Origin of the sequence: Pseudomonas sp. LAP_36, from assembly GCF_019456785.1 — a bacterium.
Classification (GTDB): domain Bacteria; phylum Pseudomonadota; class Gammaproteobacteria; order Pseudomonadales; family Pseudomonadaceae; genus Aquipseudomonas; species Aquipseudomonas tritici.
In genome coordinates this window covers 225,773-251,243 of record NZ_JAHZMS010000005.1, presented here as the reverse complement: position 1 = coordinate 251,243, position 25,471 = coordinate 225,773, and the positions used below count along the sequence as shown (strand labels likewise).

27 protein-coding genes are annotated in these 25,471 nt (G+C 60.1%); 17 read left to right on the top strand and 10 right to left on the bottom strand.

Translation table 11 applies throughout. The features are described 5' to 3' along the window. Positions 1-10: 10 nt before the first annotated feature. The 3 genes from JBO08_RS18295 to JBO08_RS18285 all read right to left on the bottom strand — a co-directional run bounded on the left by JBO08_RS18295 (position 11) and on the right by JBO08_RS18285 (position 2,104). The gene (locus JBO08_RS18295) at positions 11-769 is read right to left on the bottom strand and encodes a GntR family transcriptional regulator (protein ID WP_065874556.1); all 759 of its coding nucleotides are present in this window, start codon (positions 767-769) and stop codon (positions 11-13) included. Between the two features lie 262 nt (positions 770-1,031). Beyond that, on the bottom strand, positions 1,032-1,535 hold the full coding sequence (locus tag JBO08_RS18290) for a murein L,D-transpeptidase family protein (RefSeq protein WP_049711666.1): 504 nt from the start codon (positions 1,533-1,535) through the stop codon (positions 1,032-1,034). A gap of 20 nt (positions 1,536-1,555) precedes the next feature. Beyond that, positions 1,556-2,104 (bottom strand): NUDIX hydrolase, encoded by a 549-nt coding sequence (locus tag JBO08_RS18285; protein WP_065874557.1) that lies wholly within the window; start codon positions 2,102-2,104, stop codon positions 1,556-1,558. Positions 2,105-2,250: 146 nt separating this feature from the next. Between JBO08_RS18285 and JBO08_RS18280 the strand changes: the two genes are divergently transcribed. From JBO08_RS18280 to purT, 5 genes are all read left to right on the top strand, one after another. Further along, positions 2,251-2,853 carry a CoA pyrophosphatase gene (locus JBO08_RS18280; RefSeq protein ID WP_065874558.1) on the top strand — a complete coding sequence of 201 codons (603 nt, stop codon included), beginning with the start codon at positions 2,251-2,253 and terminating at the stop codon, positions 2,851-2,853. A gap of 36 nt (positions 2,854-2,889) precedes the next feature. After that, positions 2,890-3,414: a gamma carbonic anhydrase family protein gene (locus JBO08_RS18275; RefSeq protein WP_065874559.1), complete on the top strand. Its 525-nt coding sequence runs from the start codon at positions 2,890-2,892 to the stop codon at positions 3,412-3,414. Next, positions 3,411-3,626 (top strand): DUF1289 domain-containing protein, encoded by a 216-nt coding sequence (locus tag JBO08_RS18270; protein ID WP_065874560.1) that lies wholly within the window; start codon positions 3,411-3,413, stop codon positions 3,624-3,626. Before JBO08_RS18275 ends, JBO08_RS18270 begins: the two co-directional genes overlap by 4 nt. Before the next feature lie 165 nt (positions 3,627-3,791). Beyond that, entirely contained in the window at positions 3,792-4,259 is a 468-nt protein-coding gene (locus tag JBO08_RS18265) for a VUT family protein (protein WP_065874561.1), read from the top strand. Positions 4,260-4,328: 69 nt separating this feature from the next. After that, positions 4,329-5,510: a formate-dependent phosphoribosylglycinamide formyltransferase gene (gene purT, locus JBO08_RS18260; protein WP_065874562.1), complete on the top strand. Its 1,182-nt coding sequence runs from the start codon at positions 4,329-4,331 to the stop codon at positions 5,508-5,510. Positions 5,511-5,597: 87 nt separating this feature from the next. Here the strand turns inward: purT and JBO08_RS18255 are convergent, their stop codons facing one another. The 3 genes from JBO08_RS18255 to JBO08_RS18245 all read right to left on the bottom strand — a co-directional run bounded on the left by JBO08_RS18255 (position 5,598) and on the right by JBO08_RS18245 (position 9,245). Next, entirely contained in the window at positions 5,598-6,908 is a 1,311-nt protein-coding gene (locus JBO08_RS18255) for an MFS transporter (RefSeq protein WP_065874563.1), read from the bottom strand. Positions 6,909-7,181: 273 nt separating this feature from the next. Further along, a complete protein-coding gene (locus JBO08_RS18250; RefSeq protein ID WP_065889959.1) occupies positions 7,182-8,420 on the bottom strand; it encodes a transporter associated domain-containing protein in 1,239 nt (412 codons plus the stop codon). Between the two features lie 12 nt (positions 8,421-8,432). Further along, positions 8,433-9,245, bottom strand: coding sequence for an inner membrane protein YpjD (locus JBO08_RS18245; RefSeq protein WP_065889957.1), 813 nt, complete (start codon positions 9,243-9,245; stop codon positions 8,433-8,435). A 234-nt stretch (positions 9,246-9,479) separates the two neighbouring features. Here JBO08_RS18245 and ffh point away from each other — a divergent pair, with 234 nt between their 5' ends. The 5 genes from ffh to rplS all read left to right on the top strand — a co-directional run bounded on the left by ffh (position 9,480) and on the right by rplS (position 13,052). Beyond that, complete coding sequence (gene ffh / locus JBO08_RS18240) at positions 9,480-10,856, top strand: signal recognition particle protein (RefSeq protein WP_003193965.1); 1,377 nt, start codon at positions 9,480-9,482, stop codon at positions 10,854-10,856. Between the two features lie 251 nt (positions 10,857-11,107). Then, on the top strand, positions 11,108-11,359 hold the full coding sequence (gene rpsP, locus JBO08_RS18235; protein ID WP_003175899.1) for a 30S ribosomal protein S16: 252 nt from the start codon (positions 11,108-11,110) through the stop codon (positions 11,357-11,359). 5 nt (positions 11,360-11,364) lie between these two features. After that, positions 11,365-11,901: a ribosome maturation factor RimM gene (rimM, locus tag JBO08_RS18230; protein ID WP_049711676.1), complete on the top strand. Its 537-nt coding sequence runs from the start codon at positions 11,365-11,367 to the stop codon at positions 11,899-11,901. After that, positions 11,883-12,656 (top strand): tRNA (guanosine(37)-N1)-methyltransferase TrmD, encoded by a 774-nt coding sequence (trmD, locus tag JBO08_RS18225; RefSeq protein ID WP_175403014.1) that lies wholly within the window; start codon positions 11,883-11,885, stop codon positions 12,654-12,656. Before rimM ends, trmD begins: the two co-directional genes overlap by 19 nt. Before the next feature lie 45 nt (positions 12,657-12,701). Further along, positions 12,702-13,052, top strand: coding sequence for a 50S ribosomal protein L19 (rplS, locus tag JBO08_RS18220; protein ID WP_003175895.1), 351 nt, complete (start codon positions 12,702-12,704; stop codon positions 13,050-13,052). Between the two features lie 87 nt (positions 13,053-13,139). Here the strand turns inward: rplS and JBO08_RS18215 are convergent, their stop codons facing one another. Further along, a complete protein-coding gene (locus JBO08_RS18215) occupies positions 13,140-14,939 on the bottom strand; it encodes a sodium:proton antiporter (RefSeq protein WP_065874566.1) in 1,800 nt (599 codons plus the stop codon). 107 nt (positions 14,940-15,046) lie between these two features. Between JBO08_RS18215 and xerD the strand changes: the two genes are divergently transcribed. The 4 genes from xerD (at position 15,047) to thrC (ending at position 19,727) form a co-directional block, all read left to right on the top strand. Then, positions 15,047-15,943, top strand: a complete 897-nt coding sequence (gene xerD / locus JBO08_RS18210; RefSeq protein WP_049711678.1) for a site-specific tyrosine recombinase XerD — start codon at positions 15,047-15,049, stop codon at positions 15,941-15,943. Between the two features lie 141 nt (positions 15,944-16,084). Further along, positions 16,085-16,816 carry a thioredoxin fold domain-containing protein gene (locus JBO08_RS18205; RefSeq protein ID WP_064053737.1) on the top strand — a complete coding sequence of 244 codons (732 nt, stop codon included), beginning with the start codon at positions 16,085-16,087 and terminating at the stop codon, positions 16,814-16,816. Positions 16,817-16,945: 129 nt separating this feature from the next. Further along, complete coding sequence (locus JBO08_RS18200; protein WP_065889956.1) at positions 16,946-18,250, top strand: homoserine dehydrogenase; 1,305 nt, start codon at positions 16,946-16,948, stop codon at positions 18,248-18,250. A gap of 67 nt (positions 18,251-18,317) precedes the next feature. Next, complete coding sequence (gene thrC / locus JBO08_RS18195) at positions 18,318-19,727, top strand: threonine synthase (RefSeq protein ID WP_065889955.1); 1,410 nt, start codon at positions 18,318-18,320, stop codon at positions 19,725-19,727. Positions 19,728-19,807: 80 nt separating this feature from the next. Here thrC and JBO08_RS18190 read toward each other — a convergent pair whose 3' ends face one another. Then, on the bottom strand, positions 19,808-20,029 hold the full coding sequence (locus JBO08_RS18190) for a hypothetical protein (protein WP_065874569.1): 222 nt from the start codon (positions 20,027-20,029) through the stop codon (positions 19,808-19,810). A gap of 314 nt (positions 20,030-20,343) precedes the next feature. Between JBO08_RS18190 and JBO08_RS18185 the strand changes: the two genes are divergently transcribed. Next, a complete protein-coding gene (locus JBO08_RS18185) occupies positions 20,344-20,628 on the top strand; it encodes a DUF3509 domain-containing protein (RefSeq protein WP_065874570.1) in 285 nt (94 codons plus the stop codon). Positions 20,629-20,798: 170 nt separating this feature from the next. Here JBO08_RS18185 and JBO08_RS18180 read toward each other — a convergent pair whose 3' ends face one another. Next, a complete protein-coding gene (locus JBO08_RS18180; RefSeq protein ID WP_065874571.1) occupies positions 20,799-21,686 on the bottom strand; it encodes a TIGR02285 family protein in 888 nt (295 codons plus the stop codon). Further along, on the bottom strand, positions 21,686-22,885 hold the full coding sequence (locus tag JBO08_RS18175) for a CaiB/BaiF CoA-transferase family protein (RefSeq protein WP_065874572.1): 1,200 nt from the start codon (positions 22,883-22,885) through the stop codon (positions 21,686-21,688). Before JBO08_RS18175 ends, JBO08_RS18180 begins: the two co-directional genes overlap by 1 nt. Before the next feature lie 148 nt (positions 22,886-23,033). Between JBO08_RS18175 and JBO08_RS18170 the strand changes: the two genes are divergently transcribed. Together JBO08_RS18170 and recJ are read left to right on the top strand one after the other, a co-directional pair. Then, complete coding sequence (locus JBO08_RS18170) at positions 23,034-23,576, top strand: YaeQ family protein (RefSeq protein ID WP_032890801.1); 543 nt, start codon at positions 23,034-23,036, stop codon at positions 23,574-23,576. A 156-nt stretch (positions 23,577-23,732) separates the two neighbouring features. After that, a complete protein-coding gene (recJ, locus tag JBO08_RS18165) occupies positions 23,733-25,442 on the top strand; it encodes a single-stranded-DNA-specific exonuclease RecJ (RefSeq protein ID WP_065874573.1) in 1,710 nt (569 codons plus the stop codon). The last annotated feature ends 29 nt before the right edge of the window (positions 25,443-25,471 follow it).

Genomic DNA, 25,471 nt, shown 5'->3' with positions numbered 1-25,471 from the left:
GGGCAGTTCTCTAAATTCGCAGTTCAGCGGAATAGTCATGGCGGCGCAGTTCTGCGACGAAGTCGTAGTAGTCGTTGCGGCAGTAGGTGTCGGTGATTTCGATCGGGGTGTTGTCGGCGGTGTAGCCGACCCGGGTCATCAGCAACATGGCGGTGCCGGGCGCGATGCCCACCAGCTTGGCGAACTCATCCGAGGCGTTGATTGCCTGGATGTGCTGCAGGGCACGCACCACGGGTTTGCCGATGCCTTCCAGGTATTCGTACAGCGAGTTGCCAATGGCTTGCGGATGCGGCAGCACCGAGGCGGGCAGGGTGGTCATTTCAATTGCCATCACCGTGTCATCGGCCTTACGCAAACGCTTGAGGCGCGCCACTTTGTCGGCGGGCGACAATCCCAGGCGAATCAGCTCTTCGTGGGTCGGCTGGGTAATTTCACGCTCCAACCATTGGGAGCTGGGCACAAAGCCCTTGAGCCGCAACATCTCGCTGAACCCCGACAAGCGTGACAGCGGCTGTTCCAAGCGTGGCGAGATATAGGTGCCGGAGCCTTGATTGCGGCGAATCAGTCCTTGGGCAAACAACACTTCCAGCGCTTTGCGAGCGGTGACTCGCGAGATGCCCAATTGCTCGCTGAGCACGCGTTCCGACGGCAGTGCCTGTTCGGACGTCCACTGGCCGGCATGGATTGCCGCTTCCAGCTTGCGCGCCAATTGCAGGTACAGCGGCGTGGATTGTTTGTCGTCAGGGCGCAGGGCCAGGATGGGATTCATCTGTCAGGTTTCCGATGCGTTATTGGAGTGTTGTCGCCCGGTAATGGCCGGAAATTAATACCACTTAAATACCATGTCAATGCAACCAAAACGGTGCAAGCAATGGTTTATAGGCCCTGCAATGGGGCCTGGTATCAAGTGGTATTAGAGAGGTCTGTATCGCGCGCAGAACCGCGCAGCCCGGCGCAGTGAACTGGTATTCACCGGCAGGCGCTGCCTGGGGCAGGAATTTTTTTTGAATTATTTTACGAACGGTACGAGATTACGGACGAATCTCGATCAGGGTGCCGTCTTTGACAAGGTTCCAGACCTCGCGCATATCCACGTTGCGCATGCCGATGCAGCCGTCGGTCCAGTCCAGGGTATGGAACCACTGTTCCGGGTAATCCTCGGTGTCGGGGGTGCCGTGGATCATGATCATGCTGCCCGGCTTCACGCCTTCGCGGCGGGCACGGGCGGCGTCGCTGATATTCGGGTAGGAAATGTGCATGGCCAGGTTGAAGCGGTCGCTGGTCTTGCGCCAGTCGAGCCAGTAGAGGCCTTCTGGCGTGCGGCGGTCGCCTTCGATCAGCTTGTGGCCCTTGGGGTTCTTGCCCAGGGAAATGCGGTAGGTCTTGATGGGCTTGCCGTCGTTGATCAACTGCAATTGGTGGGCAGATTTGAGCACCAGGACTTTTTCGACGGTTTTGCCGCCCAGGGTTTCCACCGTGGAGGCCGACGACAGGGTCGCGAACGACAGGCAGATAAGCGCAAGCAACCAACGCATTGAAACGGGTATCCCTAGTGTCATGGGGCGGGCTTGCCCAGCGGCGGTACAGCCTCGCTGCGCACCGGGAAGGATTGCTGCCGGCGGTCAGCGAAAAAGTATTCCAGGGTCCGCCCGACCGTGCGGAAAGCCAGCTCTGACCATGGGATGTCGGCTTCGTCGAACAACTGCACTTCCAGGCTTTCGGGGCCTGCGGCAAAGTCCAGGTCGAGCAGGTCGGCGCGGTAGAAGATATGCACCTGGTTGATGTGCGGCACGTCGATCAGGGTGTAGATGCTCATGTTGTGCACGCGCGCGCAGGCTTCTTCCAGGGTTTCGCGGGCGGCGGCCTGTTCCACCGTCTCGCCGTTCTCCATAAACCCTGCGGGCAGGGTCCAGTAACCCAGGCGCGGCTCGATGGCGCGGCGGCACAGCAGCACTTTTTCGCCCCACACTGGCACCGTGCCGGCAACGATGTTGGGGTTCTGATAGTGAATGGTCGAGCAGTGATCACACACAAAGCGCAGGCGGCCGTCGCCTTCGGGGATGCGCTGGGTAACCGGTTTACCGCACTGGCTGCAGAAGTTCATGCTGGGGTTCCTGGAAAGTGCGTCTATCTTGGCGTGACGGGCAGGGCGCTGCAAGTTGTCGTTTAGCGACACCACGCGGGTTTTGGGGTTGGGCACCCGCGAGCTTTGGTGCATGATGCAAGGTAGCCAACAGACCGAGATGACTCATGCTGGACGAGCTACTTCGCCGGGTAAGCAATCACACCCCCCACTCGCTGGAGACCGACGGGCGTTTCCCCGAGGCCGCGGTGCTGGTACCGATTACCCGCAGTGACGAACCTGAGCTGATCCTGACCCTGCGCGCCAGTGGCCTGTCGACCCATGGTGGCGAAGTGGCCTTTCCCGGCGGGCGCCGCGACCCCGAAGACCCGGACTTGATCTTCACCGCGTTGCGCGAGGCCGAAGAAGAAATCGGCCTGCCGCCCGGACTGGTCGAAGTGATCGGCCCGCTGAGCCCTTTGATCTCCCTGCACGGCATTCGGGTCACGCCTTACGTTGGTGTGATTCCCGATTACGTCGAATACCTGGCCAATGATGCCGAGATTGCCGCTGTTTTCAGCGTGCCTTTGGACTTTTTCCGACAGGACCCGCGCGAACATACCCACCGAATCGATTACCAGGGCCGCAGTTGGTACGTGCCCAGCTATCGGTTTGGTGAATACAAGATCTGGGGGCTGACGGCGATCATGATCGTCGAATTGATCAATTTGCTCTATGACGACGCCAACATCAGCCTGCATCAGCCACCCAAGAGCTTCATCAATATCTAAGCCATCGTTTGAATGGCAACGCCGTGAGGGAAAACCATGAAATACCGCCTGGGCGACGCCCGCGTCGAGACTCATCCACAGAGCTGGGTGGCACCGAACGCCACGCTGGTGGGCAAGGTCAAGCTGGAGGAGGGCGCCAACGTCTGGTTTAACGCGGTGTTGCGTGGCGACAACGAACTGATCCTGATCGGCAAGAACAGCAATGTGCAGGATGGCAGCGTAATGCACACCGACATGGGCTACCCGCTGACGCTGGGCACCGGCGTGACCATTGGTCATAACGCCATGCTGCACGGCTGCACGGTGGATGATTACAGCCTGATCGGTATCAACGCGGTGATCCTAAATGGCGCGAAGATCGGCAAGCACTGCATCATCGGCGCCAATTCGCTGATCGGTGAGGGCAAGGAAATTCCGGATGGTTCGCTGGTGGTGGGTTCACCGGGCAAGGTGGTGCGTGAGCTGACCGACGCGCAGAAACGCATGCTTGAAGCCAGCGCTGCGCACTATGTGCATAACTCGCAGCGTTATGCGCGGGATCTGGTTGAGCAGGAAGAATGAACCCGAGTGAACGCCCCGTTGCTTCGCCGTGCGTGAGCATTTGTGCGCTGGATGATGATGATATTTGCACCGGCTGTCAGCGCACCGTGGATGAGATTACGCGGTGGAGCCGCATGGACAATGCCGAGCGCCGGGTGGTGTTGGGGTTGTGCCATGAGCGGGCGGTGGCGGGTGGGTTGGTGTTTATGGTTTCTGGGAAACCTGGCGGCTGATAGACCGCTATCGCAGGCAAGCCAGCTCCCACATTTTGACCGCGTTCCAACAGGTTAAACGCGTTCAAAATGTGGGAGCTGGCTTGCCTGCGATGAGGCCCTCCCAGACGACATCTTTCTAATTGTGAAGTACCCTGTGCGCCATCATCCACAGGCCCATCCCCCATGCTCTTCCTGATCGCCTACATCAGCAGCGTCGTGCTGATCAACTTCGCCTTCTCCACCGCGCCGCACCTGGATGTCATCTGGTCCGCCTGGGGCGGCCTGGTATTTATCCTGCGCGACATGGTGCAAACCCGTTTTGGCCATGGTGCGATCATCGCCATGCTGGCGGCGCTGGTGCTGTCGTATATCACCTCCGACCCTTCTATCGCACTGGCCAGTGCCACAGCGTTTGCGGTCTCCGAGTGCATCGACTGGCTGGTGTTCAGCATCACCAAGCGCCCGCTCCACGATCGCCTGTGGATAAGTTCGGCGCTGAGCATTCCCCTCGATACCTTTATCTTTTTCGGCCTGATCGGCGCGCTCACTCCAGCGGTGGCGGGTACCGCACTGGTGTCGAAATTTGCCGGCGTCACGGTGGTGTGGCTGATCATGGCGTGGCGTATCCGCAAGCGTGCCGTCGCCAACTGAGGCCAATTTTTACAGTTCATGTAAAATGCCGGCCTTTCTCCCCCTGATCCGCTCCCCTGAGGACCTGAGATGACCCGAATCGGAACTCCATTGTCGCCAACCGCGACCCGCGTTTTGCTGTGTGGCTGCGGTGAGCTGGGCAAGGAAGTGGTAATCGAACTGCAGCGCCTGGGCGTTGAAGTGATTGCCGTGGATCGCTACGCCAACGCACCGGCCATGCAGGTGGCGCACCGTAGCCACGTGATCAACATGCTCGACGGCGCAGCCCTGCGCGCGGTGATCGAGGCCGAAAAGCCGCACTTCATCGTGCCGGAAATCGAAGCCATCGCCACCGCCACCCTGGTCGAGCTGGAAGCCGAAGGCTTCACCGTGATCCCGACCGCGCGCGCCACCTCGCTGACCATGAACCGTGAAGGCATCCGTCGCCTGGCCGCCGAAGAGCTGGACCTGCCGACTTCGCCGTACCACTTTGCCGACACCTTCGAAGACTACAGCAAGGCCGTGCAGGACCTGGGCTTCCCGTGTGTGGTCAAGCCGGTGATGAGTTCGTCGGGCAAGGGCCAGAGCCTGTTGCGCAGCGCTGACGACGTGCAGAAAGCCTGGGATTACGCCCAGGAAGGCGGGCGTGCCGGTAAGGGCCGGGTGATCATCGAAGGCTTTATCGACTTCGACTACGAAATCACCTTGCTGACGGTGCGTCACGTCGGTGGCACCACGTTCTGTGCACCGGTTGGCCATCGTCAGGAGAAGGGCGACTACCAGGAATCCTGGCAGCCGCAGGCCATGAGCCCGATTGCGCTGGCCGAATCCGAGCGCGTTGCAAAGGCCGTGACCGAGTCCCTTGGGGGCCGTGGCCTGTTTGGCGTGGAGTTGTTCATCAAGGGTGATCAGGTGTGGTTCAGCGAAGTATCGCCGCGTCCGCATGACACGGGCTTGGTGACCCTGATTTCTCAGGACTTGTCGCAGTTCGCGCTGCACGCTCGCGCAATCCTGGGCTTGCCGATTCCGTTGATCCGTCAGTTCGGGCCTTCGGCTTCGGCGGTGATCCTAGTGGAAGGGCAGTCGACCCAGACGGCGTTTGCCAACCTCGGTGCGGCGTTGAGCGAACCGGATACGGCGTTGCGTCTGTTTGGTAAGCCAGAAGTGAATGGCCAGCGCCGCATGGGCGTGGCGTTGGCGCGGGATGAGTCGATTGAAGCGGCTCGAGCCAAGGCTACCCGTGCTTCCAAGGCTGTTGTGGTAGAGCTGTAACCGAGGCGCGCCCTTCGCAGGCAAGCCAGTTCCCACATTGGAATGCATTTCCCTGTGGGAGCCGGGCTTGCCTGCGATAGCGGTCTATCAGGCGACCTTATTCAGATCATTATCCCGCGTCTCTTTCAGGCACAGCACAGCAATCAAGCTGAGCAACGCCGCCGCCGACACATACCCACCGACATAACTCAGCCCACCCATCGCCACCAGCTTGGTCGCGAAGAACGGTGCCGCTGAAGCCCCCACGATCCCACCCAGGTTATACGCCGCCGACGCGCCGGTATAACGCACGCGCGTCGGGAACAACTCCGGCAGCATGGCGCCCATCGGCGCGAAGGTCACGCCCATCAGGAACAGCTCCAGGGCCAGGAACAGCGCCACCGCCCAGGTCGAGCCGTGGGTCAGCAGCGGCTCCATGGTGAAGCCCGACAGGATCGCCAGGATCGCACCGACGATCAGCACGGGCCGGCGCCCGTAACGGTCACTCGCCAGGGCTGCCAGCGGCGTGGCCAGGCCCATGAACAGCACTGCGAAGCACAACAAGCCAAGGAAGGTCTCGCGGCTGTAGCCCAAGGTCGAAACGCCGTAGCTCAGCGAAAACGCGGTGGTGATGTAGAACAGCGCATAACACACCACCATCGATGCAGCGCCGAGCAAGACGGGCAGCCAATGCTGGCTGAACAGTTCCACCAACGGCACTTTTACCGGCGCTTCTTTGGCAACGGCGTTGGCGAAGACCGGCGTTTCATGCAGCTTCAGGCGCGCATACAGGCCGACCATCACCAGCGCGGCGCTGAGGATGAACGGGATGCGCCAGCCCCAGCTGCGGAACTGCTCGTCGTTCAGGCTCATGGCCAGGATCAGGAACAAGCCGTTAGCCGCAAGGAAGCCAATCGAAGGGCCCAGTTGCGGGAACATGCCGAACCAGGCGCGCTTGCCCTTGGGCGCATTCTCGGTGGCCAGCAGTGCCGCGCCGCCCCATTCCCCGCCAAGCCCCAGGCCCTGCCCAAAGCGCAGCACACACAACAGGATCGGGGCCCAGGCGCCAATGCTGTCGTAACCGGGCAGTAAGCCGATCAGCGTGGTGCACACGCCCATCAGCAGCAAGGACGCCACCAGTGTGGATTTGCGGCCGATGCGGTCGCCGAAGTGGCCGAACAGTGCCGAGCCCAGCGGGCGGGCGATAAAGGCGATGCCAAAGGTCAGGAACGACGCCAGCATCTGCGCGGTGCCGGAGGTCTGCGGGAAGAACACCGGGCCGATCACCAGCGCAGCAGCCGTGGCGTAGATATAGAAGTCGTAGAACTCGATGGCGGTGCCGACAATGCTCGCGGTGGCAACCCGTGCAGTCGAGTTGGTCGGGGCGGCGGGCGCGGCCTCGTTATAGGTGGTGCTCATGGCGGTATCCCTGACGGTCGTTGCGCGTTTGGACGCGGATTATTATTGGTCGAACACCCATGGATCAGGGTAGTGCGCGGGGCGGCTCGGGATGGGAGCGAACACCGGTCAGACAGGATGAAGCGGTGCCTTGACGCGTTGGGTGCGGGTAGCACACGGTCGGGCGGGGCTCTGGTAAGCCGCAGGGATTATAGGAAGGGGTTTGGAGATACAACAAGTGTGCTGACACGCCGCAAATCAAAATGTGGGAGCTTGAGTAGTATCAGGGATAGGTTAGGCAGCGACCGGCATCCTGCTGGTATGCCAGATCAGCACCTTGCTCACGCGGTTGTCCTCGGTCTCGAGGATTTCCAGGCGGTAGCGCCCGATTTTCAGGCACACCGCGCAGTCCGGGATGGTCTCCAGTGCTTCGGTGACCAGGCCATTGAGGGTCTTTGGACCGTCGCTGGGCAGGTGCCAGTTCAGGCTCTTATTCAGGTCGCGGATCGAGGCGGCACCGTCGATGATATAGCGGCCATCCGGTTGCGCGTCGATATGCGGGTTGTCGGCACTCTGTTCGCTCTCAAACTCACCGACGATTTCTTCGAGGATATCTTCCAGGGTGACAATGCCCAGCACTTCGCCGTACTCGTCCACCACCATGCCGAGGCGTCGCTGTTGCTTGTGGAAGTTCAGCAGTTGCAGTTGCAGCGGCGTACTTTCGGGGACGAAGTAGGGTTCGTGGCAGGCGGCGAGTAACGCTTCCTTGGTCAGGCTGGCGTCGGGCAGCAGGTGCTGGATCTGTCGCGTGTTCAGCACCGCCTGGACCTGGTTGATATCACTGTGGAACACCGGCAGGCGCGTGCGCTCGGAGGTGCGCAGTTGCTCGATGATCTCTTCGACTGAGTCATCCAGGTTGATGCCGTCCACTTCACTGCGCGGTACCAGGATGTCGTTGACCGTGATGTTGTCCAGGGCGTGGATGCCGGGCATCCCGGGGGTGCGGTCTTCGTCGGCTTCCGGTTCCGGTTCGTCGTCGTGGTCGGGCAGCGGTTCATCGCTCTTTTTCACCACGCCGGATTGACGTGCGAATGGACGCAACAGCAACAGGCTGATGCCATTGAGCAGCCAGGCAAGGGGGTAGAGGATTTTCAGCGGCACGCCCAAAAGCGTATTGCCGAAGCCCAACACCGCTTGCGGATAACGAACGGCGAGGGCACGAGGCAGGTAGTCGGCGAATATCAGCAGGAGCGCGCAGGCAATCATCCAGCCCAGCCAAGGTCCGTTCTGCGCCCAGGCGTAGATCGCCAGCAAGGTGCAGAGAATGACTACCGCGGCGCGACACAGGCTGTTGCACAGGATCAGGCTGTTACGCGGGAAGCTCAGGCGGGCAGCAGCCTTGTCACCCTGGCGTGTACCAGGGCGCAAGGCCAGCAAGTGCTGTTGCGCGGCTTCGATGGCGGTAAACAGCGCGGCCCATAACACCAGCAAGGCGATTACTGCGAGCATCGGCTCCAGCGGCAAGTTGTCCATGATCACGGCCCGTCAGATGTGCAGGATGTATTCGCGGACCAGCTTGCTGCCGAAATAGGCCAGCATCAGCAGGCAGAAACCGGCCAGGGTCCAGCGGATCGCCTTGTGCCCACGCCAGCCGAGGCGGTTGCGGCCCCACAGCAATACGCTGAACACTACCCATGCCAGGCACGCCAGCAACGTCTTGTGCACCAGGTGCTGGGCGAACAGGTTTTCGACGAATAGCCAGCCGGAAATCAGCGACAATGACAACAGCGTCCAGCCAGCCCAGAGGAAGCCGAACAGCAGGCTTTCCATGGTTTGCAGCGGCGGGAAGTTCTTGATCAGCCCTGAGGGGTGCTTGTGCTTGAGCTGGTGGTCCTGCAGCAGCAGGAGCAGGGATTGGAAGACGGCAATGGTGAACATGCCGTAGGCCAGGATGGAAAGCAGGATATGCGCGAGGATGCCCGGCTCTTCATCAATCACCTGCACCGTACCCGTGGGCGCGAATTGCGCCAGCAGCACCGTCAGCACGCCCAATGGGAATAGCAGCACCAGCAGGTTCTCGACGGGAATCCGATAACAGGCCAGCAGGGTCAGCGCGATGACGGCCGCCGCAATCAGGCTGGCGGCGCTGAAAAAATCCAGGCCCAGGCCGACTGGGGTCATCAGGTGGGTAAACAGGCTGGCAGCGTGAGCCAGCAGGGCTAGGACGCCAAGGCCGACCAGCAGGCGTTTGTCCGCCTTGGTGCCTTGGGCCAGACGAGTGCCCTGATAGAGAGTCGCAGCGGCATACAAAATGGCGGCGGCGAGGCTGGGTAGCAAACTGGGTGACAAAGGGAGCATAAATCCTGATAGGCAAGCCCGAAAGGCGCTGAGTTTGGCATACCCCCGCGTAACACGAAAGACTCTCAGGCCAGACAGCGGGTGTGCATGGCCGCAGTCTTCGCTATAATCCGCGACCTGCCCACGCCGCAGGCTCGCCGAGCGCTGTTTTTAATAGCGATTTACCACAGCCTCGGTCGCCACTACCTCGGTCTACCAATGCATTTTGTTGAATAGGGCCTGAAAGGATCGCGCATGTTTGAAAACCTGACTGACCGTCTCTCGCAGACGCTGCGCCATGTCACCGGCAAGGCCAAGCTGACCGAGGACAATATTAAAGACACCCTGCGTGAAGTGCGCATGGCGTTGCTGGAAGCCGACGTGGCTTTGCCGGTGGTGAAGGACTTCGTCAACTCGGTCAAAGAGCGCGCGGTAGGCACCGAAGTGTCCCGCAGCCTCACGCCGGGCCAGGCCTTTGTGAAGATCGTCCAGGCCGAGCTCGAAAGCCTGATGGGCGCGGCCAACGAAGACTTGAACCTGAGCGCCGTGCCGCCGGCCGTCGTATTGATGGCCGGTTTGCAGGGCGCGGGTAAAACCACCACCGCCGGCAAGCTGGCGCGCTTCCTTAAAGAGCGCAAGAAGAAGTCCGTCATGGTGGTGTCGGCCGACGTGTACCGTCCGGCGGCCATCAAGCAGTTGGAAATGCTCGCCGGCGAAGTCGGTGTGACCTTCTTCCCGTCCGACCTGAGCCAGAAGCCGGTCGACATCGCCAACGCAGCTATTAAAGAAGCCAAGCTGAAGTTCATCGACGTGGTCATCGTCGATACCGCCGGTCGCCTGCACATCGATGAAGAGATGATGGGCGAGATCAAGGCGTTGCACGCCGCGATCAACCCGGTCGAGACGCTGTTCGTGGTCGATGCCATGACCGGCCAGGATGCGGCCAACACCGCCAAGGCATTTGGTGACGCACTGCCGCTGACCGGCGTGATCCTGACCAAGGTCGACGGCGATGCCCGTGGCGGTGCTGCGCTGTCAGTACGTGCCATCACCGGCAAGCCGATCAAGTTCATCGGTATGGGCGAGAAGAGCGAAGCGCTCGAGCCGTTCCACCCCGAGCGTATTGCCTCGCGAATCCTCGGCATGGGCGACGTGCTCAGCCTGATCGAGCAGGCCGAAGCCACGCTCGACAAGGACAAGGCCGATAAACTGGCCAAGAAGCTGAAGAAGGGCAAGGGCTTCGACCTCGAAGACTTCCGCGACCAGCTGCAACAGATGAAGAACATGGGCGGCCTCGGCGGCCTGATGGACAAGCTGCCAAACATCGGCGGTGTGAACCTGGCGCAAATGGGCAATGCCCAGGGCGCGGCAGAGAAGCAGTTCAAGCAGATGGAAGCCATCATCAACTCCATGACCCCGGCCGAGCGCCGCGACCCTGAGCTGATCAGCGGTTCGCGCAAGCGTCGGATCGCCATGGGGTCCGGCACCCAGGTGCAGGACATCGGTCGCTTGATCAAGCAACACAAGCAGATGCAGAAGATGATGAAGAAATTCTCCGCCAAGGGCGGTATGGCCAAGATGATGCGCGGCATGGGCGGTATGTTGCCCGGCGGCGGCATGCCTAAAATGTAAAGTATTCGAGCGGGAGCCCAGCTCCTGCTCCGACCCACAGGGATGTGGGATCTCCAGCAAACCCGCTATTGGCGGGGGCTGACCTGCCGTTTTAACCGACGGCTCTATAGCAGATCTGAATGGCACACTGATAGGCGCCAGAAAAAGACATTTGCAAAAGTCCGGATATTCCTTAGAATATGCGGCCTTTCGGGCACCTATGCCCGCTGTGCATTTAGATTTGCAGCACCGACTACAGGAACGATGTTCACATGCTAACAATCCGTCTTGCCCTTGGCGGCTCCAAAAAGCGCCCGTTTTACCACTTGACCGTAACCGACAGCCGCAACCCGCGCGACGGTTCGCACAAGGAACAGGTTGGTTTCTTCAACCCTGTTGCTCGTGGTCAAGAAGTTCGTCTGTCCGTGAACCAAGAGCGCGTAGCCTACTGGCTGAGCGTGGGTGCACAGCCATCCGAGCGCGTTGCAAAGTTGTTGAAGGACTCGGCTAAGGCCGCAGCCTGAGCAATATGAACGCGACGCCAGCTGTTGCTGATGATTTGATCGTTATCGGCAAGATTTACTCTGTTCATGGCGTTCGCGGCGAAGTGAAGGTGTATTCCTTTACTGATCCGACTGAAAACCTGTTGCAGTACAAAACCTGGACGCTCAAGCGCGAAGGTAGTGTGAAACAGGTCGAGCTGGTCAGTGGACGCGGGAGCGATAAGTTCCTGGTCGCAAAGCTCAAGGGTCTTGATGACCGTGAAGAAGCTCGTCTTCTGGCCGGTTATGAGATCTGCGTGCCGCGCAACCTGTTCCCTGAATTGACCGACGGCGAGTACTACTGGTACCAGCTGGAAGGTCTGAAGGTTATTGATCAACTCGGGCAATTGTTCGGGAAAATCGATCATCTTCTGGAAACCGGCGCCAATGATGTAATGGTGGTCAAGCCTTGCGCTGGCAGCCTGGATGATCGCGAACGCTTGTTGCCCTATACAGAGCAATGCGTGTTGGCCATCGACCTGGCCGCGGGCGAGATGAAGGTGGAATGGGATGCGGACTTCTAAGCGTGGCTAATCTGCGCATTGAAGTGATCAGTTTGTTTCCCGAGATGTTTTCCGCTATCAGCGAGTACGGCATCACCAGTCGGGCGGTGAAACAGGGGCTGTTGCAGCTTACCTGTTGGAACCCGCGAGACTACACGACGGATCGACATCACACTGTGGATGACCGCCCATTTGGCGGTGGCCCGGGCATGGTGATGAAGATCAAGCCCCTGGAAGACGCGTTGGCTCAGGCCAAGGCCGCCGCCGGGGAGAAGGCGAAGGTAATTTACCTGTCCCCTCAAGGCCGTCAGCTGAAACAGGCTGGGGTCCGCGAACTGGCGAATGAGGAAGCACTGATCCTGATTGCCGGTCGCTATGAAGGCATTGACGAGCGTTTTATTGAAGCTCATGTCGATGAAGAGTGGTCGATTGGGGACTATGTCCTGTCTGGCGGCGAGCTGCCGGCGATGGTCCTGATAGATGCGGTTACACGACTGCTGCCTGGAGCTTTAGGGCATGCGGACTCCGCGGAGGAAGATTCCTTCACGGATGGTTTGCTGGATTGCCCGCACTACACCCGACCGGAGGTGTATGCGGATCAGCGTGTTCCCGACGTATTGCTAAGTGGCAATCACGCACACATCCGGCGTTGGCGTTTACAGCAGTCCCTTGGTCGGACCTATGAACGACGCGCCGATCTTCTGGATAGCCGCTCGCTTTCTGGAGAAGAGAAGAAGCTGCTCGAGGAATACATCCTCGCGCGGGACGATAGTTAACAACGTATCGATGGTAGGTCCATTGACTTACCTTAGGAGCACAGCATGACTAACAAAATCATCCTTGCACTCGAAGCAGAGCAGATGACCAAAGAGATCCCTACCTTTGCCCCGGGCGACACTATTGTCGTTCAGGTGAAAGTGAAGGAAGGCGACCGTTCGCGTCTGCAAGCGTTCGAAGGCGTGGTAATTGCCAAGCGTAACCGTGGTGTGAACAGTGCTTTCACTGTTCGTAAAATCTCCAACGGTGTTGGCGTAGAGCGTACTTTCCAGACCTACAGCCCGCAAATCGACAGCATGGCCGTCAAGCGTCGCGGTGACGTACGTAAAGCCAAGCTGTACTACCTGCGTGACCTGTCCGGTAAAGCAGCTCGCATCAAGGAAAAACTGGCTTAAGCCCAGCTTCCCGATGCAGAAAAAAGCAGCCTACGGGCTGCTTTTTTGTGCCTGCGATTTGTGCGGATCGCAGGGTGGCAGTTGTGGCTAGGACTGCCCTGGCTGGATGACTGCCAATAACGCCCACCCCGCCACTGGTTTCAAGCCGCTCTCTGGTGTTACCACATGCACCCAGCCACTGTTGTCACGGGCAAACAACAGGATCGCCCGTTCACCATGCAGTGCCTGATAGTCGTTCCAGCCAAACCCATCGGTCAGGTGGGTGGTGTACAGCTCGGCGCCTTGCCCCAGCAGGCTGGCGAGCTTGGAATAACTCAAGGGTTGGCTGCCCAGCAAGTGCCCGCGGTGTTCATGGCTGGCCCGGTGCTTGTCCGTGCGACGGCTCTCCTGGCTGCTGGTCAAGGTAAACAGGCGATGCCCGAAGTCGTGGCGAAAGCGCATGGCGGCCAGCGTGTTCAGTTCGCCCGAGGGCGACAGTGCCAGCAAATGTCCGAGCCCCACCAGGTCCAGGTGCGATTCGGCATGCTGCGAGGCCGGGTTGCCGAAGTAGGTTGGTAGCCCCTCCATACGGCTGGCGCGGATGTTCTCCCAGCTGGAGTCGGTCAACAGCACGCGGCTGCCCAGTTGCTGCAGGGCCTTGCCCAGGATGCGCGCCGGGCCATTTGCACCGACGATCAGAAAGCCACTGGGCGCAGGCTCGGCGACTTTCAGCAGGCGGGCCAGGGGGCGGGCGGTGGCGCTTTGCAGCACCACGGTGCCGATAATTACCGCAAAGGTCAGCGGCACCAGCAGCAATGCACCTTCGTGACCGGCTTCATCCAGGCGAATCGCAAATATCGCCGACACCGCTGCGGCCACAATGCCGCGTGGGGCGATCCACGCCAGCAGCGCACGTTCTCGCCAGTTCAGCTTCGAACCAACGGTCGACAGCGCGACATTGAGGGGGCGGGCAATAAACTGAATGATCAGCAACAGGATCAGGACGAAGGGCCCCAGGGCAATCAAGGCATTCAGGTCCAGGCGCGCCGCCAGCAGGATAAACAGACCGGAAATCAGCAGTACGCTGAGGTTTTCCTTGAAGTGCAGGATGTGTCGCACATCCACGCCTTTCATGTTGGCCATCCACATGCCCATCAGCGTCACCGCCAACAGGCCGGACTCGTGCATGACTTCATTGGCGGCGATGAACACGCCCAGCACCCCGGCCAGGGTCGCCAGGTTGTGCAGGTATTCCGGCAACCACTGTCGCCGCATGATCTGCCCCAGCAGCCAGCCGCCGGCAACCCCGAACAGGCTACCGCAGGCAATCACGCCGCCGAAAGTCAGCAGGCTATGGCTCAAGCCATCTCCGGAGGCGCGGCTGATGATGAAGCTGTAGACCACCACGGCCAGCAGTGCGCCAATCGGGTCTATGACGATACCTTCCCAGCGCAGGATGTTGGCGATGGAGGCTTTGGGGCGCACCACGCGTAGCATCGGGACGATCACCGTGGGGCCCGTCACCAGCGTCAGCGTGCCGAACAGCAGGGCCAGCATCCAGTCGAAACCCAGCAGCCAGTGGGTTGCCAGCGTGATCACCGCCCAGGTCGAAAGCGCGCCGAGGGTCACCAGGCGGTGGACCACGCTGCCAATCTCCTTCCATTCCGATAGGTGCAGCGTCAGGCTGCCCTCAAACAGGATCAGCGCCACCGCCAACGACACAAGTGGCATCAGCAAGGGGCCGAACATTTCTTGCGGGTCGAGCCAGCCCAGTACCGGTCCGGCCAGAATCCCGCTCAGCAAAAGAAACAGAATTGCTGGCAGTTTCAGGCGCCAGGCCAGCCATTGGCAGCCGAGTGCGGCCACACCAATGCCGCCAAAGGCCAACAAAATCTGTTGTTCGTTCATTAAAGCTCCCTGTTCCTTGAAGTAGCGGGCTATGAAAGACTAGTGACCCTAATCACAGTTCACTAATTAATTGCCGCAAAGCCCCGTGCCGCGTCGCTTGAGTGCCCATGCCCGCCATTGACCACCCCCTTATCGACCGTTTTCTCGACGCCCTTTGGCTGGAAAAAGGTCTGTCGGACAACACGCGCCAGGCTTACCGCAGTGACCTGGCCCTGTTCAACGGTTGGCTGCAGGAGAAAAACCTCGAGCTGATCAATGCCGGACGGGAGCTGATCCTCGATCACTTGGCCTGGCGTCTGGAGCAACACTACAAGCCACGTTCCACTGCGAGATTTCTCTCCGGCGTGCGTGGCTTTTATCGCTATTTGCTGCGCGAAAAGCTGATCGCAGTCGATCCGACTCTACAAGTCGACATGCCACAATTAGGTAGGCCTCTTCCTAAGTCTTTGTCGGAAAACGACGTGGAGGCTTTGCTTGCTGCTCCCGATCTCAGTGAAGCCATCGGCCAGCGCGACCGCGCCATGCTTGAGGTTCTGTACGCGTGCGGCCTGCGGGTCACCGAGTTGATCAGCCTGACCCTGGAACAAGTGAACCTGCGCCAGGGTGTATTGCGGGTGATGGGCAAGGGCAGCAAGGAGCGGTTGGTACCGATGGGGGAGGAGGCAATAGTGTGGGTCGAGCGCTATATGCGTGATGCCCGCGGCGAACTGCTTGGCGGACGCCCCAGTGATGTGTTGTTCCCCAGCCTGCGCGGTGAGCAGATGACCCGCCAGACCTTCTGGCACCGCATCAAGCATCAGGCCAAGGTCGCCGGGATCAGCAAGTCCCTGTCGCCCCACACGTTGCGCCATGCCTTCGCCACCCATTTGCTCAACCACGGTGCGGATTTGCGCGTGGTGCAAATGCTGCTCGGCCACAGCGACTTATCCACCACCCAGATCTACACCCACGTGGCGCGCGCGCGTTTGCAGGAAATGCACGCCAAGCACCACCCGAGAGGCTGAAAACCGCCAATTTATTCCGCCGCGGGCTGCCCTGCGGCCCAACTGTGGTAGGCTTTGCCGGTTAGCAAAGGGGACGGCTCAGACCTGTATTAACAGACCCATGTCTTGCCCCCGTCCCTGCATCTGCCTTCAGGAGTTCCCATGCGCTTGACCCAGATTATTGCCGCCGCAGCCATTGCGTTGGTTTCCACCTTTGTTGTCGCCGACGACGCCGCCGAGCAGACCATCCGCAAGAGCCTGGCCAACCTGCAGCTCGACACCCCGATCGAAAGTATCAGTGCCAGCCCGATGGCCGGCCTGTACGAAGTCAAGCTCAAGGGCAGCCGCGTGCTGTACGCCAGTGCCGACGGCCAGTACATCGTCCAGGGTTACCTGTTCCAATTGAAGGACGGCAAACCGGTCAACCTGACCGAGAAAGCCGAGCGCCTGGGCGTGTCCAAGCTGATCAATGGCATCCCTGTGGCTGAAACCGTGGTCTACCCGGCGATCGGCGAGACCAAGACCCACATCACGGTGTTCACCGACACCACGTGCCCGTACTGCCACAAGTTGCACGCTGAAGTGCCTGCGCTGAACAAGCTGGGCGTGGAAGTGCGCTACGTAGCGTTCCCGCGCCAGGGCCTGGGTTCGCCGGGTGACGAGCAGTTGCAAGCCGTATGGTGCTCGGCCGACAAAAAAGCGGCCATGGACAAGATGGTCGATGGCAAGGAAATCAAGGCCGCCAAGTGCGCCAACCCGGTTTCCAAGCAGTTCGCGCTGGGCCAGTCCATCGGCGTGAACGGTACACCGGCCATCGTTTTGGCTGACGGCCAAGTGATTCCGGGCTACCAGCCGGCGCCACAAGTTGCCAAACTGGCGCTGAGTGCCAAATAAACCAGCATCGTCGAACCTTTGACGATCATGGCCCGTGGATAAGTCGGCGGGCCATTAATTGAAAGCCGCAGTTATGCGGCTGTTTTCCACGGCCGACCTCGCGTCGGCCGTTTCATGGGGAGTTCTTCAGTGAAACCGGTCAAAGTAGGCATCTGTGGGTTAGGGACCGTCGGTGGCGGCACCTTTAACGTACTTCAGCGTAACGCTGAGGAAATTTCCCGCCGCGCAGGCCGTGGGATTGAAGTGGCGCAAATTGCCACGCGTTCGCCGAAGCCTCAGTTCGAAACGACCGGTATTGCGATTACCAACGATGTCTTCGCCGTTGCCACCAACCCTGAAATCGATATCGTCATCGAGCTGGTCGGCGGCTACACCGTGGCCCGCGAGCTGGTGCTCAAGGCCATCGAGAACGGCAAGCACGTGGTCACCGCCAACAAGGCGCTGATCGCCGTGCACGGCAACGAGATCTTCGCCAAGGCGCGTGAAAAGGGCGTGATCGTTGCGTTCGAAGCCGCTGTGGCCGGTGGCATCCCGGTGATCAAGGCGATCCGTGAAGGCCTGTCCGCCAACCGCATCAATTGGGTCGCCGGCATCATCAACGGCACCGGTAACTTCATCCTCACCGAAATGCGCGAGAAGGGCCGTACCTTCGAAGACGTGCTGGCCGAAGCCCAGGCCCTGGGTTACGCCGAGGCCGACCCGACGTTTGACGTGGAAGGTATCGACGCAGCACACAAGCTGACCATCCTGGCGTCCATCGCCTTTGGTATCCCGCTGCAGTTCGACAAGGCCTACACCGAAGGCATCACCAAGCTGACCACTGCTGACGTGAACTACGCCGAAGCCCTGGGCTACCGCATCAAGCACCTGGGCGTAGCGCGCAGCACGTCGGCCGGTATCGAGCTGCGTGTGCACCCGACGCTGATCCCGGCCGACCGCCTGATCGCCAACGTCAATGGCGTGATGAACGCTGTGATGGTCAACGGTGACGCCGCCGGTTCGACCCTGTTCTACGGCGCCGGCGCCGGCATGGAGCCAACGGCTTCGTCGGTGATCGCCGACCTGGTGGACGTGGTCCGCGCCATGACCAGCGACCCGGAGAACCGCGTGCCTCACCTGGCCTTCCAGCCGGACTCGCTGTCGGCCCACCCGATCCTGCCGATCGAAGCCTGCGAAAGTGCCTACTACCTGCGTATCCAGGCCCAGGACCATCCGGGCGTGTTGGCCCAGGTCGCCAGCATCCTGTCGGAGCGCGGGATCAACATCGAGTCGATCATGCAGAAGGAAGTCGAGGAGCAAAACGGCCAGGTGCCGATGATCCTGCTGACCCACCGGGTGCTCGAACAGCACATGAACGACGCGATCGCCGCCCTAGAAGCCTTGCAAGGCGTGGTTGGCCCGGTAGTCCGGATCCGCGTTGAGCACTTGAACTAACCGATATGTTCCGGGGGCCCCGTGCAGTCGGCGGCCTCTGGTCAAGAATGTTTTAGAGGAGCCAGTCATGCGCTACATCAGCACCCGCGGCCAAGCACCGGCCCTGAATTTCGAAGACGTTTTGCTGGCAGGCCTTGCCACTGACGGCGGCCTGTACGTGCCGGAAAACCTGCCACGCTTCACCCAGGAAGAAATCGCTTCCTGGGCCGGCCTGCCGTACCACGAGCTGGCGTTCCGGGTGATGCGCCCGTTCGTCACCGGCAGCATTCCGGATGCGGACTTTAAAAAGATTCTGGAAGAGACGTACGGCGTGTTTTCCCACAGCGCCATCGCCCCGTTGCGTCAGCTGAACGGCAACGAATGGGTACTGGAGCTGTTCCACGGCCCGACGCTGGCGTTCAAGGACTTTGCCCTGCAACTGCTGGGTCGTCTGCTCGATTACGTGTTGGAGAAGCGCGGCGAACGCGTGGTGATTATCGGCGCTACCTCCGGTGACACCGGCTCGGCCGCCATCGAAGGCTGTAAGCACTGCGAAAACGTCGACATCTTCATCCTGCACCCGCACAAGCGCGTGTCGGAAGTGCAGCGTCGCCAGATGACCACCATTTTTGGTGAGAACATCCACAACATCGCCATTGAAGGCAACTTCGATGACTGCCAGGAAATGGTCAAGAACAGCTTTGCTGACCAGAGCTTCCTGAAAGGCACGCGTCTGGTGGCAGTGAACTCGATCAACTGGGCGCGGATCATGGCCCAGATCGTCTACTACTTCCACGCCTCCCTGCAGTTGGGCGGCCCGGCGCGTTCGGTGTCGTTCTCGGTGCCGACCGGCAACTTCGGCGACATTTTTGCCGGTTACCTGGCACGCAACATGGGCCTGCCGATCAACCAGTTGATCGTCGCCACCAATCGCAACGACATCCTGCACCGCTTCATGAGCGGCAACCAGTACGTCAAGGAAACCCTGCACGCCACGCTGTCGCCGTCGATGGACATCATGGTTTCTTCGAACTTCGAGCGCCTGCTGTTCGACATGCACGGTCGCAACGGTGCGGCCATCGCGGGCTTGATGGACACCTTCAAGAGCGGCGGCGGTTTCAGCGTTGACGAAGAGCGCTGGACCGAAACCCGCAAGCTCTTCGACTCCCTGGCTGTGGACGATGCGCAGACCTGCGAAACCATCGCAGAAGTCTATGCCCAGACCGGCGAGCTGCTCGACCCGCACACTGCCATTGGTGTGAAGGCCGCCCGCGAATGCCGTCGCAGCCTGGATATCCCGATGGTGATCCTGGGCACCGCGCACCCGGTGAAATTCCCGGAAGCGGTGGAGAAGGCCGGCGTTGGCAAGGCGCTGGAATTGCCGGTGCACTTGGCTGACCTGTTCAAGCGCGAAGAGCGTTGCACCGTATTGGCCAATGACCTGAAGGCTGTGCAGGCGTTTGTCAGCCAGCATGGCAATCGTGGTAAGCCGTTGTAAGGCAAACCGTGCAGGCAAAAACGCCGCTTTCCCTTCCATGGGGCAGCGGCGTTTTTGTTTCTGGCAGGCCCGGTCTAGTGTTACGAGAATAGTTTCTGCGCGACGACTATGACGGTGCCTACGGCGGCATAGAACCCTGTCGCGATACCCACCGGGTACCAGAAAGTCTCACAGGTTATCTTCAGGGATTCTTTGTTGAGTTTGTTCTGCTCTGCGTTCATACGTGCGATTTCAACAAAAATACGTGAGACCTCGGCGTGCATTCTGTCTGTCGATGTTTGCTGTTCATTGTGTTCCGCCATCATCTTCATCCTTCGCAATAAGGGCCTTTTGACATGCGCTTTTACCTGGGTAGCAGCGTGACCTGCGCTCAACGAGTATAGGATTCACCACCAGCCTCAGCCCCCGGCAACCCCCAAATCAGCCACCCATTGCGTAAGCAGTTATGTGCGGCCGTTTTTTCGTTGTCATGTTGCAAGCGCATGCTGGAATCCGTCACCCCCTGACGGCCCCATAAAGACGATAAAGCGAACTTTCCTACGTCACAAACAGTCACTTAGGATAGATGCAGCTCCCGTTGAAACGATTGTTCCCGAACTATTGAGTGGTGATCGAGATGGAAAGTATCAGCCTATTGCTCGAAGAAGCACTGAGCCCTTATCAGGTTACGCTGACCACCTCTGGTGTGCAGGGCGAGTGCCTGGTGACGGTGAAGCATCCTGCTGGCGCTATCGTGGTCGAGCGTGAAGTCGATCGCGCGCAATTGATGGATAAGCGCGTGCTGGTGGATGTAGTGGATTGCCTGTTGCGCGACATCAAGATTGCCGAGGGGCGCGTGGAACCCTCAGTCATTGCGGCCATGCGCAACGCCGCCCAGACCCGTGGCGCTGCCGTTGCATGAAGAATTGTTTAAATGTGGAAACTTCCTACAAGGTGGCCGGTCAGAGTTCGTAACAGCAAGAGCAGGCATTGTGCTCCGGTGTTTGTGCCTTGCTGTACTGGTATTTGTAGGCCACGTTTAACCCCGAAGTGTCTCCCCATGCTTCGGGGTTTCTTTTTGCCTGCGATTTGTCAGGGTTCAGGTGAATCCAGGAAAAAGCTCGGGTTGTCCTGCAGATAGTGTTCGCGCATGACCGGGTCCAGCCACTCGGCGTAGGCTTGCTGTAGCTGTGCCTGTGGGATCTCGCGCAAGGCCTGGTCAATTCGCTGTATGGCCAGGCGACCTTCAGGCGTGGCCGAGCAACCGATATGCGTATGCTGGTACGGCGCTGAGCCCTTGATGGGGTAGAACATCAGGTCTTCAGGGGCAATGCCTTGTTGCATGGCGTGATAGCGGATCTCCGGCGCGTAACCCAGAACGGCTTCCAGCCGGCCCAGGCGCTGCATTTGCAGCAGGCTGCCCAGGGCGTCATTGCCGTAATGGAGTGCCAGTGTGTGAGGGTCGGCACCCTTGAGCTGTTCATCGATCAGCGGGCCGTAGCTACGTTCGGCGGTTGCGCCTATACGTGCTCTATGGGAGCCAAGAAAAGCGTGCAGGTCGAATTGGCCCTCACCAATAAAGGGGGCCAGTTCTTCCTGCTGGATGCGTCGCAGGGTCACCCCATTACTCACCGAGACGAATGCCTGGGCGGAAAATACAACGTACTTGGCTCGTTCCTCCGTCCACAGCAGCGACGGGTCGCACGTCAGGACAGTGGGGTCGCGCAGCATCTGAATACCCCGGGCACGATTGACGTGCATCACCTGGTGCCGATACTCCGGCAGGCGCTCGCTGAGTATGGGCAATAACTTGTCCAATACCCCTTGGCCCTTCTGCGGCCCCTCAAAGATGGTGACCGGTGGTAAGTCGCGCAGCAGCCAGGTCAGTGTTTCTTCTGCGTGGGCGGACAGCGGCCATTCGCTCGCTATCGCGCAGACAAGACAGAGTTGCAGTAGCCGGCGCCGAGCATGGTAAACCATCAAATCGCGCCATCCTCACGCAAGCGAGTAATGGCCGCGCTGTCGTATCCCAGTTTATTGAGTAGCACGTTGTTATGTTCACCCAGCTGCGGCCCGACCCATTCGCAGCTGCCTGGCGTGTCCGACAACTTGGGCACGATGCCGGGCATCTTGAAGTCCTTGCCGTCGGGAAGCTGGGCCTTGAGGAACATCTCCCGGGCGAGGAATTGCGGATCGCCGAGCATGTCCTCGGCACTGTAGATTCGACTGGCAGGCACTTCGGCTTTATTCAATATTGCGACCACTTCATCCAGTGGCAGCGAATTCACCCAGCGATCAATGACGCCATACAGCTCATCACGGCGGCCATCGCGTCCGTCATTGCTGGTTAACTCAGGATCGTTGGCCAAATCTTCACGGCCAATAGCCGACATAAAGCGCTTGAAGATCGCATCGCCGTTGGCGCCAATCTGTACATGCTTGCCGTCCGCGCTGGTGTGGATCGAGGACGGCGTAATACCGGGCATGATGTTGCCGGTGCGTTCGCGAATAAAGCCGAACACATCGAACTCCGGGATCATGCTTTCCATCATCGCGAAGATGGCTTCATACAGCGCTACATCGACCACCTGGCCCACGCCGCCGTTGACTTCACGATGACGCAGCGCCATCAGCGCGCCGATCACCGCCCACAGCGCAGCAATCGAGTCGCCGATGGAAATGCCGGTACGCACCGGTGGGCGGTCTTCGAAGCCGGTGATATAGCGCAGGCCGCCCATGGATTCGCCCACCGCGCCAAACCCAGGCTGGTCTTTCATCGGGCCGGTCTGGCCAAAGCCGGAGAGACGCACCATCACCAGCTTGGGGTTGAGTGCGTGCAGGGTTTCCCAGTTCAGGCCGAGCTTCTCCAGCACGCCGGGGCGGAAGTTCTCGATCAGGATATCGGCGTCCGCCAGCAACTGCTTGAGGATGGCCAGGCCGTCCGGGTGCTTGAGGTTCAGCGTCAGCGACTGCTTATTGCGCGCCTGCACAAACCACCACAACGACGTGCCCTCGTACAGCTTGCGCCACTTGCGCAGCGGGTCGCCGCCGTCCGGCGATTCGACCTTGATCACCTCGGCGCCGAATTCGGCGCAGATACGTGAGGCGAACGGGCCGGCGATCAGGGTGCCGAGTTCGATAACTTTCAGGCCGGCAAGCGGTTTGGCATTAAACGACATGAGGATCCTTGTCTGCGCAGGGCGGTGGTGTGATGCCTTTTAACATAGGCGGGCGGCCCAGGGATAAGGATGATGCAGCGCAGGATTCGTTGAATGACCCCGCCATCGGTTAGACTGGCCGCCTTTCCCTGTCTCTAGAAGTCCGTTCATGGCCCAGCCGTCCACGACCTACAAATTCGAACTCAACCTTACTGACCTCGATCGTTCGGTGTACGAGAGCGTCAAACAGACCATCGCCCGCCACCCTTCGGAAACCGAAGAGCGCATGACCGTGCGTCTGTTGGCCTACGCCCTGTTTTACAACGAGCAACTGGCGTTCGGTCGTGGGCTGTCAGATGTAGACGAGCCAGCCCTGTGGGAAAAAAGCCTGGATGATCGGGTTTTGCACTGGATCGAAGTCGGCCAGCCCGATGCCGACCGCTTGACCTGGTGCTCGCGCCGCACCGAACGTACCAGCCTGCTGGCCTACGGCAGCCTGCGTGTATGGGAAGGCAAGGTGGTGCCGGTGGCGAATAACCTGAAAAACGTACACATCGCCGCCGTGCCCCAGGAAATCCTCGAAGTACTGGCCAAAGACATGCCCCGTGTTATCAAGTGGGACGTGATGATCAGCGAAGGCACGATCTTCGTCACCGACGACCGTGGCCAGCATGAAGTGCAACTGCAATGGCTGGTCGGCGAACGCGGCTGATAATGTGGGAGCTGGCTTGCCTGCGATGCAGGCGCCTCGGTGTAACAGTCACCCCGTGGTGATCCCATCGCAGGCAAGCCATCTCCCACATTTGAAGTGTGTTGTTTTCAAAATTCCTGTTTAACCGTTGTATTGCAGAGAAGTCTCCGTCACCCCATGCGTATCGATCCTCGCCCATTGCCCGCTATCCTGCCGTTCCTCGGAGATTTGCCACCGCTGTTGACCCGTCTCTACGCCGCACGCGGGGTGCAGTCGGAAGCCGAACTGGATAAAAGCCTGGCGCGGTTGATCCCTTACCAGCACCTCAAGGGCATCGACGCGGCCGTGGACTTGCTGGTGACGGCGCTGGAGCAACGCCAGCGCATCCTGATCGTCGGTGACTTCGACGCGGATGGCGCCACTGCCAGCACCGTGGGTACCTTGGGCCTGCGTTTGCTCGGAGCGGCGCATGTCGACTATCTGGTGCCCAACCGTTTCGAATACGGCTACGGCCTGACCCCGGAAATCGTCGCCGTGGCCCTGCAGCGCGAACCGCAGTTGCTGATCACCGTGGACAACGGCATCTCCAGTGTCGAAGGCGTGGCAGCCGCCAAAGCCGCGGGGTTGAAGGTGCTGGTGACCGACCACCATTTGCCCGGCGACGAATTGCCGGCTGCGGATGCCATCGTCAACCCGAACCAGCCGGGCTGTGAGTTCCCGAGCAAGGCCCTGGCCGGCGTGGGCGTGATCTTTTATGTGCTGATGGCCTTGCGTGCGCGCCTGCGCAGTTTGGGGTGGTACGAGAACACGCCGCAGCCGAACATCGGCGAGCTGCTCGACCTGGTCGCGCTGGGCAGCGTTGCCGACGTGGTGCCCCTGGATGCCAACAACCGCATCCTGGTGCATCAGGGCCTTGAGCGTATCCGTGCAGGTCGCGCACGGCCGGGGATCAAGGCGATCCTGGAGGTGGCCAAGCGCGACGCTGCACGCATCACCTCGACCGACCTGGGCTTTATCCTCGGGCCGCGCCTGAACGCCGCTGGGCGCCTGGATGATATGAGCCTGGGTATCGAATGCCTGCTCACCAGCGACTTCGCCGCCGCACGGGAAATGGCGGCGCAACTGGACGGCATGAACCAGGACCGCAAATCCATCGAGCAAGGCATGCAGCGCGAGGCCCTGGCCCAACTGAAAGATTTGCCGGTGGAGTCGATGCCTTACGGGTTGTGCCTGTTCGACCCGGAGTGGCACCAAGGCGTGATCGGGATTCTCGCGTCGCGCATGAAAGAGCGTTACTTCCGCCCGACCATCGCCTTTGCAGACGCCGGTGACGGCCTGCTCAAGGGCTCAGGGCGCTCCGTGCAGGGTTTTCACATCCGTGATGCCCTGGCAGTGGTCGCAAGCCAGCATCCCAACCTGATCGCCAAATACGGCGGCCACGCCATGGCGGCGGGGCTGACATTGCCCGAGTCGAATTTCCCACTGTTTGCCGAAGCATTTGATGCTGAAGTGCGCCGGCAACTGTGTGAGGAAGACCTGACCGGCAGGTTGTTGACCGACGGTACCCTGGCGGTAGAAGAGTTTCACCTGGAGCTGGCGCGGGCCTTACGGCATGCCGGCCCGTGGGGGCAACACTTTCCCGAGCCGTTGTTCCATGGCGTGTTTCAGTTAGTGGAGCAGCGTGTCGTGGGGGAGCGGCACCTGAAAGTGGTGCTCAAGAGCGAATGCGGCTCGGTGAAACTCGATGGCATTGCGTTTGGGGTCGACCGTGAGGTTTGGCCTAACCCGACCGTGCGTTGGGTGGAGTTGGCCTACAAGCTGGATGTGAACGAGTTTCGTGGGAATGAAACCGTGCAGTTGATGATTGCGCACATCGAACCGCGCTAAATATCGGTCTCACCCTAAAGCAAATGTGG